Annotated in this window: 13 protein-coding genes; 7 read left to right on the forward strand and 6 right to left on the reverse strand. The window is 74.3% G+C overall.

The features are described from left to right. The first annotated feature begins 119 nt into the window (after positions 1–119). Positions 120–290, forward strand: a complete 171-nt coding sequence (locus tag FOE67_RS04670) for a hypothetical protein (protein WP_182660730.1) — start codon at positions 120–122, stop codon at positions 288–290. Between the two features lie 337 nt (positions 291–627). Here the strand turns inward: FOE67_RS04670 and FOE67_RS04675 are convergent, their stop codons facing one another. From FOE67_RS04675 to FOE67_RS04700, 6 genes are read right to left on the reverse strand one after another with little or no spacing between them, the layout of a single operon-like run. Further along, a complete protein-coding gene (locus FOE67_RS04675; RefSeq protein ID WP_182660710.1) occupies positions 628–1,203 on the reverse strand; it encodes a GAF domain-containing protein in 576 nt (191 codons plus the stop codon). 27 nt (positions 1,204–1,230) lie between these two features. Beyond that, a complete protein-coding gene (locus FOE67_RS04680) occupies positions 1,231–2,073 on the reverse strand; it encodes a S8 family peptidase (RefSeq protein WP_182660712.1) in 843 nt (280 codons plus the stop codon). Beyond that, entirely contained in the window at positions 2,070–5,264 is a 3,195-nt protein-coding gene (locus FOE67_RS04685; RefSeq protein ID WP_182660714.1) for an adenylate/guanylate cyclase domain-containing protein, read from the reverse strand. Before FOE67_RS04685 ends, FOE67_RS04680 begins: the two co-directional genes overlap by 4 nt. 41 nt (positions 5,265–5,305) lie before the next feature. After that, positions 5,306–5,515 (reverse strand): aroma-sacti cluster domain-containing protein, encoded by a 210-nt coding sequence (locus FOE67_RS04690; RefSeq protein WP_182660716.1) that lies wholly within the window; start codon positions 5,513–5,515, stop codon positions 5,306–5,308. After that, complete coding sequence (locus FOE67_RS04695; protein ID WP_182660718.1) at positions 5,512–6,174, reverse strand: heme oxygenase-like domain-containing protein; 663 nt, start codon at positions 6,172–6,174, stop codon at positions 5,512–5,514. The genes FOE67_RS04690 and FOE67_RS04695 overlap by 4 nt, the downstream gene beginning before the upstream one ends. Continuing rightward, a complete protein-coding gene (locus tag FOE67_RS04700) occupies positions 6,171–7,256 on the reverse strand; it encodes a radical SAM protein (protein ID WP_182660720.1) in 1,086 nt (361 codons plus the stop codon). The genes FOE67_RS04695 and FOE67_RS04700 overlap by 4 nt, the downstream gene beginning before the upstream one ends. A gap of 317 nt (positions 7,257–7,573) precedes the next feature. Between FOE67_RS04700 and FOE67_RS29965 the strand changes: the two genes are divergently transcribed. From FOE67_RS29965 to FOE67_RS04725, 6 genes are all read left to right on the forward strand, one after another. Continuing rightward, positions 7,574–7,699 carry a hypothetical protein gene (locus FOE67_RS29965; protein ID WP_267133297.1) on the forward strand — a complete coding sequence of 42 codons (126 nt, stop codon included), beginning with the start codon at positions 7,574–7,576 and terminating at the stop codon, positions 7,697–7,699. Between the two features lie 169 nt (positions 7,700–7,868). Next, complete coding sequence (locus tag FOE67_RS04705) at positions 7,869–9,959, forward strand: prolyl oligopeptidase family serine peptidase (RefSeq protein ID WP_182660722.1); 2,091 nt, start codon at positions 7,869–7,871, stop codon at positions 9,957–9,959. Beyond that, entirely contained in the window at positions 9,956–11,152 is a 1,197-nt protein-coding gene (locus FOE67_RS04710) for a glycosyltransferase (RefSeq protein ID WP_182660724.1), read from the forward strand. The genes FOE67_RS04705 and FOE67_RS04710 overlap by 4 nt, the downstream gene beginning before the upstream one ends. Next, positions 11,127–12,086, forward strand: a complete 960-nt coding sequence (locus tag FOE67_RS04715; protein ID WP_182660726.1) for a DUF6895 family protein — start codon at positions 11,127–11,129, stop codon at positions 12,084–12,086. The genes FOE67_RS04710 and FOE67_RS04715 overlap by 26 nt, the downstream gene beginning before the upstream one ends. Then, positions 12,083–13,282, forward strand: a complete 1,200-nt coding sequence (locus FOE67_RS04720; protein ID WP_182660728.1) for a radical SAM protein — start codon at positions 12,083–12,085, stop codon at positions 13,280–13,282. The genes FOE67_RS04715 and FOE67_RS04720 overlap by 4 nt, the downstream gene beginning before the upstream one ends. After that, the coding region (locus FOE67_RS04725; protein ID WP_438874184.1) for a DUF6895 family protein at positions 13,279–13,515 on the forward strand (237 nt) is incomplete at its 3' end. The genes FOE67_RS04720 and FOE67_RS04725, both read left to right, overlap by 4 nt.

Genomic DNA, 13,515 nt, shown 5'->3' on the forward strand with positions numbered 1-13,515 from the left:
GTTCGGGGCGGGGCCCCGGGAGGCCGGGGGCCCCCGAGGGACCCGGTCGGACCGGAACGACCCCCGGTCACCCGGGGGAGCCGACTTGCGGTGGAGCCGGGACGGAGAACGATGGACTCATGGGAGTCATCAACGACGAACACATCGACACCTGGACCGCCCGCCTGATGGACCTGGCCGGCGCGCTCGACCGGGAGACCGCCCGGCGCTTCGTCCACGAGGTGTACCGGGGGGCCCAGTCGGATCTCGACACCGAGCGGGCCGCCGCCGACTTCGAGCGGGAGGAGTAGCGGGCGGCCCCCGGCCGCCCGGTCCACCGTCGGGCCACGCGCCCCGCCCTCCGGGGCCGTCCCGCCGGGGACGCCGCCATCGGGAACGTCGTCGCGAGGCGCCCCCACCGACATCGCGTCCGCACCGAAGGACGGGCCGACGTCCCGGGAACCCCGGCGGTTCGCCCCTCGCACCGGTCCTCCCCGTCCCCGGGAACGGGTGCACCCCGCCGGGCCTCCCGCGCATCCCGCGTCCCCCGGGCGCCCCGCGAGACGACGAGGGCCCCGACCCCGGGCGTGCGTCCCGGACACGGGCTCCGGATCGGGGCCCGTTCGCCTCGGGGACGACGCCCCCGGCTCACTCCCCGAGGAGGTCGCGGGCCTCCGACAGGAGTCGACGCAGCTCGTCGCGGGTCCGCGTGTCGGCGGAGATCGGTTCGGGGGCCCGGGGAAGGAGGACCTGGAGGGCCACGGCGGCCTGGCGGGCGAAGAGCGCGAGGACATCGAGTTCGGACAGGGCGGACCTCGCCCCGGGGGAGGGGTCGAGGACCTCGAGAACGCCGAGGATCCGTTCGCCGTGGACGAGCGGTGCCGCCATCAGGGCGTTGGGGACGTAGCCCGTGGATTGGGCGAGGGACCGGTCGAAGGAGGGGTTGTCCCGCAGGTCGTCGACGACCATCGGTTCACCCGAGGCCGCCACCCACCCGGCGATGCCCCGACCCCCCGGGAACCGGCTGCCGACGAGGAAGTCCTGTCCCTGCCCGGAAACGGCCTCGAAGACCATCTCGTCCGCGGCGGTGTCGAGGAGCAGGATGGAACTCGCCTCGGCTCCGAAAATGGCCAGCGCCGTGTCGACCACCGACTGCAGGAGTTCCGCCAGGACCGGGTCCGGCGGAGCGGCCGTGGGCGGAGCGGGCTTGATCGACTGTTCCATGGGATCCCCCTTCGGGTGTCCTGGGCATCACGGACCTCCGCGAATACGGACATTGGCCGCCGACAGGTAGAGGACGTTCTTCAACTGAAAGGGCGTCAAACGGGGTTGGGCGGACAGCACGCGTGCGCAGAGCCCCGTGATGAACGGGGTGGCGAAGCTGTTGCCGGAGGTCCGGATCTCGGTCCCGCCGAGCCACGCCACCTTGACCTTCTGACCGGGGGCGAAGAACTCCACCGGGGGCGTCGGGTTGTAGAGGTGCAACCCGGGGTCGTCCTCCTGGTGGCTGCCGACCGAGATCACCGAGGAGAAACGCCAGGGGAAGCTCTCCACCCGTGTGTTGTGAGCCGAGGAGACGATCATCGTCCGCTGGAAGTACGCCTCGTCGGCCAGCTTGCGCAACTCCTCGGTGAAACGGACGTGCGTGGTGGACAGGCTCAGGTTCACCACGTCGAACCGTTGTCGCACCGCCCACCGGATGCCCGCGAGGAGAACCTCCCCGCTACCGGAGAACCGCTCGCCGAGCACCCGCACGCTGAACAGTTCGCACTCCGGCGCGGTGCGCCGGATGATGCCCGCGCACGCGGTGCCGTGGCCGCAGACATCGCCCTCCCCGGTCTCCTCCACGCGTACGCCCGCCTCGTCCTTGACCACGCGCCAGGCCCCCGCGACCGGCCCGACGACGGGATGGTCCCGTTCGACACCCGAGTCGATCACGCAGACGCGCACGCCGCGTCCGCTGCCGCCCACCAGGCCGCTTTCGGGCGGCTCCGGCGGGGAATCGGCTTCCACCGGCACGTCGAGGGGGCCCCGTCCGCGCAGGCTCCAGGTGAGCGGGGGCGAGGGCGCCGCCGATGTCCGCGGGGTGGTCATCGCGGCACCTCCACATCGTTCCCGGCGACTGCTCCGGTCGCCCCCGCACCGGGCCGTGGGCCGTCCCGGGAGGTCCCCGCCCGGCAGTCGGCGAGCACGCTCTCGGCCCGGCGGACAGCCGGCAGATGCCCCTTGGTCGCGAACCGGCGGAGGGCGTGGTGCGCCGCGATCCTCGCGTCCCCCGGCCGTTCCAGTGCGAGGGCGGTGCGGGCGAGGTCGAGGGAGGCGAGTCCCCGGATGATGGGGGAGTCGGTGCCGGCGGCGGCGTCGCATGCGCGGCGGGCCAGCCGCCGGGCGGTCTCGGCGTCCCCCTCCGCCGCGGCGATCCGCGCGAGTTGACCGTCGAGATCCGCCGCGTCGGCGCGCGGCCCGTGCCCCCCGCCGGGCGCTCCCCCGGTCGCCGACGGCGGGTCCGTCGGGCCGGTGCCGCCCCCCGCCCCGCGCAGGGGGCTCAGGGTGGCCCGGGCGCCGCGCCGGTCACCGAGGTCCAACCGGACGCGCGCGGTGTCCAGCAGGATGCCGCGCAACAGTTCCCCGGCCCCCAGTCTCCGCGCCGCCGCGGCGGCCCTGTCCAGCAGCACCAGCGCCTCCTCGTGGCGTCCCGCCAGATCGGCCACGGTCGCCGCGAAGAGGGGGAGGAACGCGTCGGTCTCCGCGTAACCCAGCGACACGGCGATCTCCTCCGCCTCGGAGAGTCGCTGCCGGGCACCCTCCTCGTCGTCGTGGAGAGCCAGCAGCACCGCCAGGGGACAACTGAGCGTCAGCCGGACGGCCCCGTGGCCCCGCCCGTGACGGGAGAGCAGCTCACCGCACCGATCCAGGGCTTCGGCGACGGGCCGGGGGCCGCGCCACAGGGAGATTCCGATCGCGCCGAGCGCCGCCGCCCGTTCCGGCTCGCCGCCCTCGTGGGCCGCGTGGTCCAGGGCACGGACCAGCATCCGCTCGGCCGACCCGTGCCGCCCCCGTTCCTGCTCGTGCTGGGCGAGCCGCAGACAGGCCCTGGCCTGTCCGAGGTGATCCCGGGCGGCGGTGAAGACCGGCAGGGTGGCGCGGGCCGCCTCGGCCGGTGACTCCGTCGGGGCCGCGGCCTGCCCGGCCGAGGCGAGAGAGAGCCGGACGTGGGCCGCCTCCACCGCGTCCCCGCCGGTCGCCCGCGTCTCGGAGAGCACCTCCTCGAGCAGGGTGCGCGCCTCCCCGACGCGTCCCAGGTCGATCAGCGCCTGTCCGAGCCGACGGCGCGTCGCCGTGCGGTGGGGTTCCCCGGCCTCGTACCGGGCCGCCGCGCGGGACAGCAGGTCGGCGGCCCACTCGGGGTCGGCCCGGGCGAGCGCCACCCGTCCGGCTTCGGCGAGCGCGTCGGCGGCCTCCCGGCGGAGCCTGTCGGTGTGCGGGTCCTGGGCGCCGAGCTCCACGCGGTAGCGGTGCGCCCGTTCCAGGTGCGCTCCCACGGCGGCGTTCCCGCGCCGCCGCACCGACTCCAGCCGGGCCGCTCGTTCGTGCCGCTCCGCCCGGTCCCGCTTGGCCTGGCTGTCGTAGACGACCTCCTGGACCAGACCGCCGGCGAAACGGAACGCCCGGGCGTCCGGGGAGATCAAACGGTGTCGGACCAGACGGCGCAGCGTGGCCCGGAGCTCGCGGCGGTCCCCCGCCTGTTCCGCGGTGGCCGTGAGCGCGGCCAACTCCTCGGGGGTGAAATCCGACCCCAGCACGGCTGCCCACCCCAGCACGTGCCGCTCCGGCGGGTCGAGAGCGTCGATTCTGGCCCCGATCAGGGCGCGCAGCGGGAGCGGGACGTCGTCCGCGCGGGTGCCGTCCTCCTCGGAGAGCAGGAGCTGCTCCAGGTGCAGCGGATTCCCGCCCGCGCGCTCCAGGACGTGCGGGGCGACCTCCGTGCCGTTCGGGTCGGTCCCCGACAATTCGGCCGCGAGAGCCCGCGCCTCCCCGTCCGGGAGTCCGCCGAGCAGCGCCGCCCCCCGGGCCAGTCCGGGGTGCGTGTCGAGCAGTTGCGGACGGGTCAGCAGAACGACCAGGACCGCGGCGTCGGTGAGCGCGCGGAACATCTGGTCCAGGATGTCGAAGAGGGGCTGGGCCGCCCAGTGGCAGTCGTCGATCACCAGGACCACGGGGCGTGTCGCGGAGAGTCCGGAGAGGATCCCGGAGAGCGCGGCGCAGATGTCGGCCGCCGACGCGGCGGGGGTGCCGTGACGCAGCAGGCCCTCCTCGAGCAGGTCGAGGTCGGGCGATGGGGGAATCGTCCCCCCGCGTCGCAGCGCGGAGTTCACGGCGTCGGCCAGCGGGCCGAGGCTCGCCTGCTCCCCGCGCGCCCGACAGCGACCGACGCCGTGGACCGCGGTGTCCCGGCCCAGCCATTCCCGCAGCAGTCTCGTCTTGCCCTGGCCCGCGGCCCCGGCGATCACCAGGCGGTCGGGCCGGCGTGTCCGGACGACCCGCTCCAGCGCCGCGTCGAGCGCTGCGAGTTCCCGGGCCCGCCCGATGAAGCCGTGGTCGGAGCGGGGATGTGCCCCCGCACCGTCCTCCTCGTCGAGACCGAGCAGCCGATGGGCGGTGACGCGTTCCCGCTTGCCCTTGAGGTCCAACGGTCCGATCTCCGCCGTCCGAATGCCCGTACCGACGGAGCGCAGGGTGTCCGGACCGATGAGGATCTCCCCCGCGGCGGCCCTCTGTTCCAACCGGGCGGCGACGTTCACGACCTCACCGGAGACCATCGCCTGTCGCGCGGTGGACGCACCGGTCACCGCCTGACCGGTGTTGATCCCGATGCGCATCCGCAGCCGGACCCCGACCCCCGCTTCCAGGCGTGCGTTGAAGTCGGTCAGCGCCTCCCGCATGGCCAGGGCGGCGGCGACCGCGCGGCGGGCGTCGTCCTCCCGCACGATCGGTACGCCGAAGACCGCCATCACCGCGTCCCCGATGAACTTCTCCACCGTGCCGCCCTGATCCTCGATGGGGCGTCGCATCAGATCGAACCAGCGCAGCGTGACCGACCGCAGGGTCTCCGCGTCCAGCTCCCCGGAAAGCGCCGTGGACCCCACCAGGTCACAGAAGAGAACCGTCACCACCTTGCGGCCGGTGACCCCGACGGTGACGGCGGCGGGGGCGCACGGAGCACCGCAGAGATGGCAGAACCGGGCGTCGGACGGCAGATCGCGCCGGCACGAGGCACAGAACATGGGTCTCCTCCGGGGGCGGGTGACACACAGGGGGACCGGGGTCAGAAGAGGGCGCCTCCCGCCACGTCGGCGTGGGCCCGGACCTCCGGGGCCACCTCGTCGAGCCGTGCCTTGATGTCGACGAGCAGGGACAGTTCCCGCGGGGTCAGCGCCCGCAGGACCTCCAACTGCTCCTCGGAAAGGGTGTCGAGGTCGAATCCGGCCGCGGCGAGGGCGTCCAGGGAGGGCTCGGGAGTGGGGCTGCCGGTCATGGGGATCCTCCGGGATCGGCGGCGAGGGAGAGGAAGAGGCGGGTGAGCAGGTCCGCCGTGTGCAGCGCGCTCACGGAGACCGCGGCGCGTTGGTGTGCGGTCAGCGGGAGCGCGTCGAATTCCCGGTACAGATCGTGGAGGTGGCCGCCGTCCAACTCCGCGTGTTCCCGCACGGTGCGGAACGCGCCGCTCGGCAGCCCGGTGGTCGCGGCGAGACGGTCCGCGAGCCGGGGCGGGGGTGCGTGGCCCTCCAGGACCGCCATGTATCCGAGCAGCGCGGACGGGTGCTCGTGCTCGATCCGGTAGTACTGCGCCCCCGCGAGTTCCACCACCACCCCGTGGGGGGTGGGGTCCGGGTGCGATCCCGCCCGGGCCAGGTCCTCCAGCAGCCAGTCGTCGTGCCCGCGTTCCTCCTCGGCGTGACGGGCGTAGTAGGCCGCCAGGCGCCGCGCGGACGGATCGTCGAGCTCCGCGCACCGCGCCCCCGCCCGCTCCAGGAGCGGCACCGACGCCGTCACCAGGGAATGCATGGCCCCCAGGTAGCGCAGGTACCGCTCCCGCAGTCCGTCCGGACGCCACAGGAGTGCGGTGGCGCCGCCCAGGACGGGGGTGGCCAGCGCCAGCTTCGCACCGAGCTCGACGGAGGCGCTGACGCTCATCGGCGGCTCTCCGGGCGGGCGGTCGCCGGGTCGACGAGATCCGCGTACCGGGCGCATCCGAACCGGCCCACCAGGGCGGCCGGACCGGCTGCGCGCTGCCGCTCGGCGACGAACCGGTCGAGGAACACCCCGCCCGGGCCACCGGCCTCCCGTGCCGCCCCCGCCGACACCTCCGGCCGATCGGCCAGTCCGCGGCAGGTGCCGCAGTGGTCCGTGGGGGAGGGGGACCCGGTGTACCGCAGGTGCAGTTGCCGGGGACCGATGGCGCGCACCAGGCGGAGGACCGGAGAACCCAGCGAACGCGCCCTCACATCGGGCCAGTCGTCGTCGGCGATGTGTCCCAGCAGCAGGTGTGACGGCACCGGGCGGGCGTCGACCGTCTGCTGGTTGCAGCAGGCGACGACCGTTCCGTCGAAGGTGATCACCGGCCAGGACGCCATGGCGCACGGCAGTGCGGGGGAGTCCACCGGCGCCGGCCGCGCCTCCCCGGCCAGACGGGCACCGCGGCCGAGTGGCCGGAGCTCGTTGACCAACAGGGGAACCCGGTCGGAGAAGACGCGGCGGACGTCCGCCGCGGCGTCGGCCAGATACGGGTCCTCCGGACCGGTCCCCGTGAGGTGCACGCTCACCGGTGTCCCGGCGTCCAGCACGGCGGCGAGGGCGCGGAAGACCATCGCGCGCGGGACCTCCCGCTCGTGGTGGATGTCGAGGCTCGCCGAGAAGTGGTCCAGCCCGGTGATCGCCCGCATGATGGGCCCGGGGATCCGCTCCCGTCGTGCGAAGAACATCCCGCTGAGCAGCGCGGTGCGCGATCCCGCGGCACGTGCCGCCTCGGTGAGACGGACCGTCAATTCCGGTAGCAACAGTGGTTCCCCGCCGGTCAGCAGCACCACGTCCGGCCGGTCCGCCGCGCCGAACGAGCCCACGAAGCGCAGCAGGTGGTCCGGGTCGGGTCCCCCGGAGGCGGTCGGGGAGGAGTCCGTCGAGCAGTGCGCGCAGCTGAGCGGGCAGCGGCGGGTCAGCGACACCAGCAGGCCCGCGGCGGGAACGGGCCGCAGACCCATGAGTTGTGCCAGCTCCACGTCCCCTCCCCGCGCCGGTGCCACACGCACCACACGGCGGCATCCTCCCCCCGGCGGTAGATTCCCGGCTGGCTTTCGCCTGGTTATCGGTTAACTCCCACCTCCGGGGCCTTGTCGCGCGCCTGTCACGCTCCCGCGCGGGAGCCCGCGCGGGAGCGTGACAGGCGCGCGACAAGGCCCCGGGCCCCGGACGGCGCACTCCGGACCGGGGGCATACCGCTGTTCTGCCGCCGATTAGGCGTTCCCATACCGCGGATTCATAGCTTTCGGCCCAACCGGCGCAGTGGGCGCCGCCAACCGAGGCGAGGAGATCCGGCATGTCCGAGGACAAGAACCTGGAACCGGCCGAGACCGAGGGCGAGGACATCGAGGTCGTCGCGCACAGCGAGGACGAGGAAGAGGAAGCGGGCTGCATCATCAACAACTCCAGCGCGCTCAACTGAGCACGTGGATGAGCCGCCCGGTCCCCGGCCCACGCGGCCGGGGCCGGGCGGTCCACCGGCCCGACCTCTCCGGACCCACCAGCCCGCCGACCGCCCGCCATCCCGAGGGAGCGCCGAGTTGATCCCCGTCGTCCCGCCCACGCGGCGCCGGTACCCCCACGCCGAACGGATGGGCGTCGTGGAAGAACTCCACGGGCAGCACGTCCACGACCCCTACCGCCACCTCGAGGACGCCGACAGCCCCGCCACCCTCCGCTGGAGCCGGGAGCAACGGACGCTCTACGAGGAGGAGCGGGCGACCTGGCCCGGCCTGGACCACTGGCGGGCCGAAGTGGTCGCGCTCACCGACATCGAGCTGACGATGCCGCCCGCGGTCCGCGGCCACCGGGTCTTCTGGCGCCGGCGGAGCGCCGGCCAGGAACACCCGGTGCTCATGGTGGCGGAGGGCGCCCGGGAGCGCGTCCTCCTGGACCCCTGCGCGCTCGACCCCTCCGGACGCACCGTGCTCGACGCCTGGCACCCCTCCCCGGAAGGCGACCTGCTCGCCTATCAGGTGTCCCGGAACGGTACCGAGGACTCCCTGCTCCACGTGATGGAGGTCGCCACCGGCAGAATCGTCGACGGGCCGGTGGACCGGGTGCGGGGGTCGGCCGTCGCCTGGCTGCCCGGGGGCGAGGCGTTCTACTACGTCCGACGGCTGGACCCGCGGTTGCATCCGGGCGAGGAGCGCTATCACCGCCGGGTCTGCCTGCACCGGGTCGGCACCCCGCCCGACACCGACACCGTGATCTTCGGTGAGGGACGGGACAGCACCCAGTTCTACAGTGTGTCCCTGAGCGGGGACGGCCGCTGGCTCGGCGTCACCGCCACCCTCGGCACCGGCCGCGGCACGGACCTCCACCTCGCCGACCTGGCCCTCGACCCACCCGACCGCCCCCGACTGCGCCCCGTCCAGGAGGGCCGGACGGCCGCCACCCGCCTCCACACCCGGCCCGGCACCGGCCCGGGGGACCCCGTGTGGCTGCGCACCGACCGCGACGCCCCCCGCGGTCGTGTCGTCGCCTGCCGCCCCGCCGACATCGACCGGGGCCCCGCCGCGTGGCGCGAGGTGATCCCGGAACGTCCCGACGCGACGCTGACCCACCTGGTCGTGCTCTCCGGCACCGCACCGGACCGCCCCCTCGGCCTGGTCGCCTGGACGCGCCACACCGCAGCCGAGCTCACCGTCCACGACCTGACGGACGGCAGACGGGTGGCCACCGTCCCCCTTCCCGGCACCGGCGCCGTGGGCGACTTCTCCACCGGCTCGCCCGGCGACCACGAGGCGTTCTTCGTCTACACCGACTTCCTCACCCCTCCGCAGGTGCTCCGCTTCGACGCGCGAACCCTGCGGCTGACGCGCTGGGAACGCGACACCGGACACACCCCCGGCCCCACCGGCGCCGTCACGACCCGGGTCGCCTTCCCCTCCCGGGACGGCACGACGGTCCACATGTTCGTGATCTCCCCCACCGGACACCCGGACGGGGCACGGCCCGCCCTGCTCACCGGGTACGGGGGCTTCGGCAGGATCATGTCGCCCCGGTACCGGGCCCAGGTACTGGCCTGGGTCCGCGCGGGCGGGGTCTTCGCGTGGGCGGGCCTGCGCGGCGGCGGCGAGGAGGGCGGGGAGTGGCACCGCGCCGGCCGGGGACAGCACAAGCAGAACACCTTCGACGACTTCGCCGCCGCCGCCGACCACCTGACCGCGGAGGGCTGGGCCGCACCCGGCCGCCTCGCCATCATGGGCGGGTCCAACGGCGGTCTGCTGGTCGGCGCGGCCCTCACCCGGCACCCCGGGAAGTTCGCCGCCGCGGTGTGCATGTCCCCGCTCCTGGACATGGTCCGATACGAACTGTCCGGGATGGGACCGAGCTGGGTTCCCGAGTACGGCAGCGCGCGGGATCCCGCCCACCTGCGCACCCTGCTCGACTACTCGCCCTACCACCGCGTCACACCCGGCACCGCCTACCCGGCGGTCCTGCTGACGGCCGCGGACGGCGACACCCGAACCGACCCGCTGCACGCCCGCAAGATGTGTGCCGCCCTGCAGCACGCGACCAGCGGTGACGGACCGATCCTGCTGCGGGTCGAGCGGGGGGTCGGCCACAGCACGCGGGCGGCCTCGCGCGCGGCGGACCTGCAGGCCGAGTGCCTGGCCTTCATCGCGACCCACCTCGGACTCGCGGCGCCGGGAGGCGCGGACGGGGAGGCCCCGTGAAGGTCCTGCTCTGCCCGCTCAGCGACGGCGGCTACCTCTACCCGGCGATCGCGATCGGCCGCGAACTGGCGCGACGGGGCCATCACGTCCGGGTCCTGGGCCGTTCGACGGCCGCGCCCGTCGTGGCCGGGGCCGGGCTGCCGTTCACGGCGGCGGAGGACCTCGGCGGGCGGGGGGCGTTCTCCGCCGCCCGCTGGGGAGGCGCCGGCCCCGCCCAGTACCGTGCCACCGTGCGAGCCGCCCGGGCGGAGGGCACGGACCTCCTGGTCACCTCCGTCCTGTGCAACGGCACGCTCCTGGCCGCCGAGACCCTGGACCTGCCCGTCGTGGTCGTCGGCCTCGCGGTCCACCTGTGGGACTACCGGACGGGCGGGAACGGCGAACCGCACCTCGGGAGAACCCGCGCGAACCGGACCAGGGAGTCCCACCTCCTCTACGCCGGGGTCCGCGAGCAGGTCGGCCTGGCGGGCCGGGCCCCGCGCTGGGACGACAGCCCCCTGCCCGGCGACGCGCTGCTGCTGCGCGGTGACCCCTCGCTGGAGTACCCGGGCGCGGAACTCCCCGCCCGCGTCGTGCACGTGGGCCCCCTCGCCTGGGAACCGACACCCGACCGGGCCGAGATCGAGGAGATCCGGACCCGGGTGGCGCGTTCCGACAAGCCCCTGGTCTACGTGCACCTCGGGCGCGTCTTCGGGGGCGACAGCCTGTGGCCCCGACTCAACCGACTCTTCACCGGGGGACGGTTCCAGGCCGTGGTCGAACGGGGCCGGTCCGGGGAACCGAGACCCGCTCCGGGCGCCGACATCCTGCCGGTGCGCAAGCCCTGGATGGGGCCGCTGGTCGGCATGGCGGGAATGGTGCTGACCAACGGCACCTCCGCCCCGGTGCTCGCGGCCCTGCTGCGCGGTCGGGCGATCGTGGCCTCCCCCAACGGAGCCGAACAGCCGCTGCTCACCCTCGCATGCGTACGGGCCGGGGTGGCGGCGCGCCTCCCGGGGTCCCCGTCGGTCGATCCCCGGGCGTCGCTGGAGGCGGCGTGGCGGGACACCGACCTGAGGGCCCGCGCCCGCGCGCTCGGCCGCGGCCTCGCCGAGGCCGACGGCGCCGCCCGCGCGGCCGACATCGCCGAACGGGTGGCCCGGTGCACCCCCAACCCGGAGGAGGAACATGAATACGCACGCGGCCGCCCCTGACCGGACCGCGACGCGGCTGTTCGCGGGAGCGCAACGGTGGATCCGGCGACACGCCGGGTACCTCGACTCGCCGGCCGGTCGTGAGGAACTGCCGCTGACACCGCGGGTGAAGGCGTTGATGCAACTCGCGCTGCTCCGGCACTGCTGGGCGAGGACGGTCCCCGCCGACGACCCCGGCCTCGAGGAGGTGACGGCGGTCGTGGAACGCGCCTGGCGGAGGCCGGGCTTCCCCCACGCCGACAGCCTCGATCCGCGCTACGCCAGACAGCTCCGGCTGATGTACGCGGCCCTCGCGCCCGACCCCACCGGACCGCACCGAGCCGTCCTGGACCGCCTCACCGCCGAGGGCTACCTGGAGCCGCGTCGGAAACCGCCCTATCTCCACCTGGAGACCCGCTGCTACGCGGACCTCGCGGGATCCGCCCACCGACTGGCGTCCTACCGGGAGCTGTACGCGCGCAGCCTCCTCGCCCGGGCCACCGGGCTTCCCGTGGCCGAACTCGACGTCTGCGAGATCACCCACACCGTCTTCCACCTCACCGGGTTCGGCTTCCGCGAGTCCTGCCTGACCGGGGAGGAGCGTCGGGACGCGGCCCGGGTCGTCGCCCGGCTCACCGACCACTGCGTGCGAGGGGGACAGTGGGACTTCGCCGCGAAACTCCTTCTCGCCCGGCACTGCCTGGACGGGGAGCCCCTGCGCACGCCCTCCGGGCGGGCCGTCGTGCGGTTGCTCGCCGGAGCCCAGTCGCCGGACGGGGCGATCCCGGGGAAGTCCGTCGCCGAGAGGGCGGCACCCACCGCGACCCCCGTGGAATTCTTCCGGGCCTCCTATCAGGCGACCATCGCCACGGCGCTGGCGACCCTGAGCGTCACCGGGGGCCGTGGCCCGGGAACGGACGTACCGACCACACCGGCAGAGCGGGAGACACGGTGACCACCGACCAACGGATCGACAACGTTCCCGACGGGCGCCTCCTCGAAGGTCGGCGGAACTGGTGGTTCCTCGGCCCCGGCGGTGTCGCCCGCCTCGGCGGCCACCACCTCGCCCCCGACGGCACCCTGCGCTCGGAGACCCGGACCCGGCTGCGCGACAGCGGCATGTACACCCCCCCTGCGGTCCGCTTCTACTCGCTGACCGTTCTCACCAGCACCCATTGCAACCTGGGATGTGGGTACTGCTTCCAGAACACCGCCCAGGACCGGGAGGGCGGCAGCCGCCCGCCCCGTATCGCCCGGACCCGCCTCACCTCGGAGACGATCACCTCGATCCTCGACTTCACCGGGCGACGGATGGCCGACGCCGGCCTCGAACGGTTGCGGATCCTCCTCTTCGGAGGGGAACCCCTGCTCAACCCCCGGGGCTGCCTGGAACTCCTGGAACGGGCCGCCGGCATCGGGATGGACTCGGCCTGGATGATCTCCAACGCCACGCTGCTCACCCCGGCGCTGGCGCGCCGACTCGCCGACCTCGGCCTGGACTCCGTCCAGGTCACCTTCGACGGCGACCGGGCCGACCACGACCGGATCCGGATCGTCCGCGCGGACGGCGGGGGCACCTTCGAGACCATCGTCCGCAACATCGTCCGGGCCTCCGAGGCCTCACCACTCCGGTGGACCCTGCGCGTGAACGTCTCCGGGGAGAACATCCACGGCGTCGACGCGCTGATCGAGCGGCTCGCGGCCGGGCTCGATCCCGAACGGTGCACCCTGTACTTCGCCCGGGTGGGGGACGTGGGCATCGGGTACGCCAACGCCCTGCTCCACACCGGCGAACTCGCCGAGCGCTTCATCCGGTGGCACCGCCGGGCCCTGGAACTCGGATTCACCGTGAACCGCCCCCGCGCCCCTCGCCCCTGCGCCACGTGCGGTCACGCCGACGGCCGCTACGGCGCCGTGGTGAGCGCCGACGGAACCCTCGCCAGCTGCTGGGAGACCGCCGGCAAACCCGACTGGGAGGTGGGGGACGTCACCGGCGGATACCGGCCGGGCACGGACACCCGCGACCGCTGGATCGCCTGCGAGGACCTGTACCGCCACGGCGAGGACGCGCGGACCCTCGCGAGGTTCCGGGACCGGGTGGACGCGGCCCTTTTGGACCGCCTCCACGAGACGGGGTGCCTGGCCTCATGAACCCCTCGCCTCTCGAGGAACTCTTCGCGGGCACACTCGGCTGGCTGGAGAGGAACCTGGACCACTTCGACCCCTTCTCGACGGCGGCCCCCACCGCGACGCACCCGAAGGCCAAAGCCGTACTGGAACTGGGACTCCTCTGCCACTGCGCGCAACGCCGGGGCGGCCTCCCGTCCGCGCCGAGCGGAGCGGAGGCGCTGTTCGGGGCGCTCTGGCGGCACCCGGCCCTCCCC

Origin of the sequence: Streptomyces calidiresistens (genome assembly GCF_014141525.1) — a bacterium.
GTDB lineage: Bacteria > Actinomycetota > Actinomycetes > Streptomycetales > Streptomycetaceae > Streptomyces > Streptomyces calidiresistens.

Bases quoted from the DNA above. Each gene is read 5' to 3' on its own strand.
- FOE67_RS04670 (WP_182660730.1), top strand. From the start codon at position 120: ATGGGAGTCATCAACGACGAACACATCGACACCTGGACCGCCCGCCTG.
- FOE67_RS29965 (WP_267133297.1), top strand. From the start codon at position 7,574: ATGTCCGAGGACAAGAACCTGGAACCGGCCGAGACCGAGGGCGAGGAC.
- FOE67_RS04680 (WP_182660712.1), bottom strand. From the start codon at position 2,073: ATGACCACCCCGCGGACATCGGCGGCGCCCTCGCCCCCGCTCACCTGG.
- FOE67_RS04685 (WP_182660714.1), bottom strand. From the start codon at position 5,264: ATGTTCTGTGCCTCGTGCCGGCGCGATCTGCCGTCCGACGCCCGGTTC.
- FOE67_RS04705 (WP_182660722.1), top strand. From the start codon at position 7,869: ATGGGCGTCGTGGAAGAACTCCACGGGCAGCACGTCCACGACCCCTAC.
- FOE67_RS04690 (WP_182660716.1), bottom strand. From the start codon at position 5,515: ATGACCGGCAGCCCCACTCCCGAGCCCTCCCTGGACGCCCTCGCCGCG.
- FOE67_RS04715 (WP_182660726.1), top strand. From the start codon at position 11,127: ATGAATACGCACGCGGCCGCCCCTGACCGGACCGCGACGCGGCTGTTC.
- FOE67_RS04695 (WP_182660718.1), bottom strand. From the start codon at position 6,174: ATGAGCGTCAGCGCCTCCGTCGAGCTCGGTGCGAAGCTGGCGCTGGCC.
- FOE67_RS04675 (WP_182660710.1), bottom strand. From the start codon at position 1,203: ATGGAACAGTCGATCAAGCCCGCTCCGCCCACGGCCGCTCCGCCGGAC.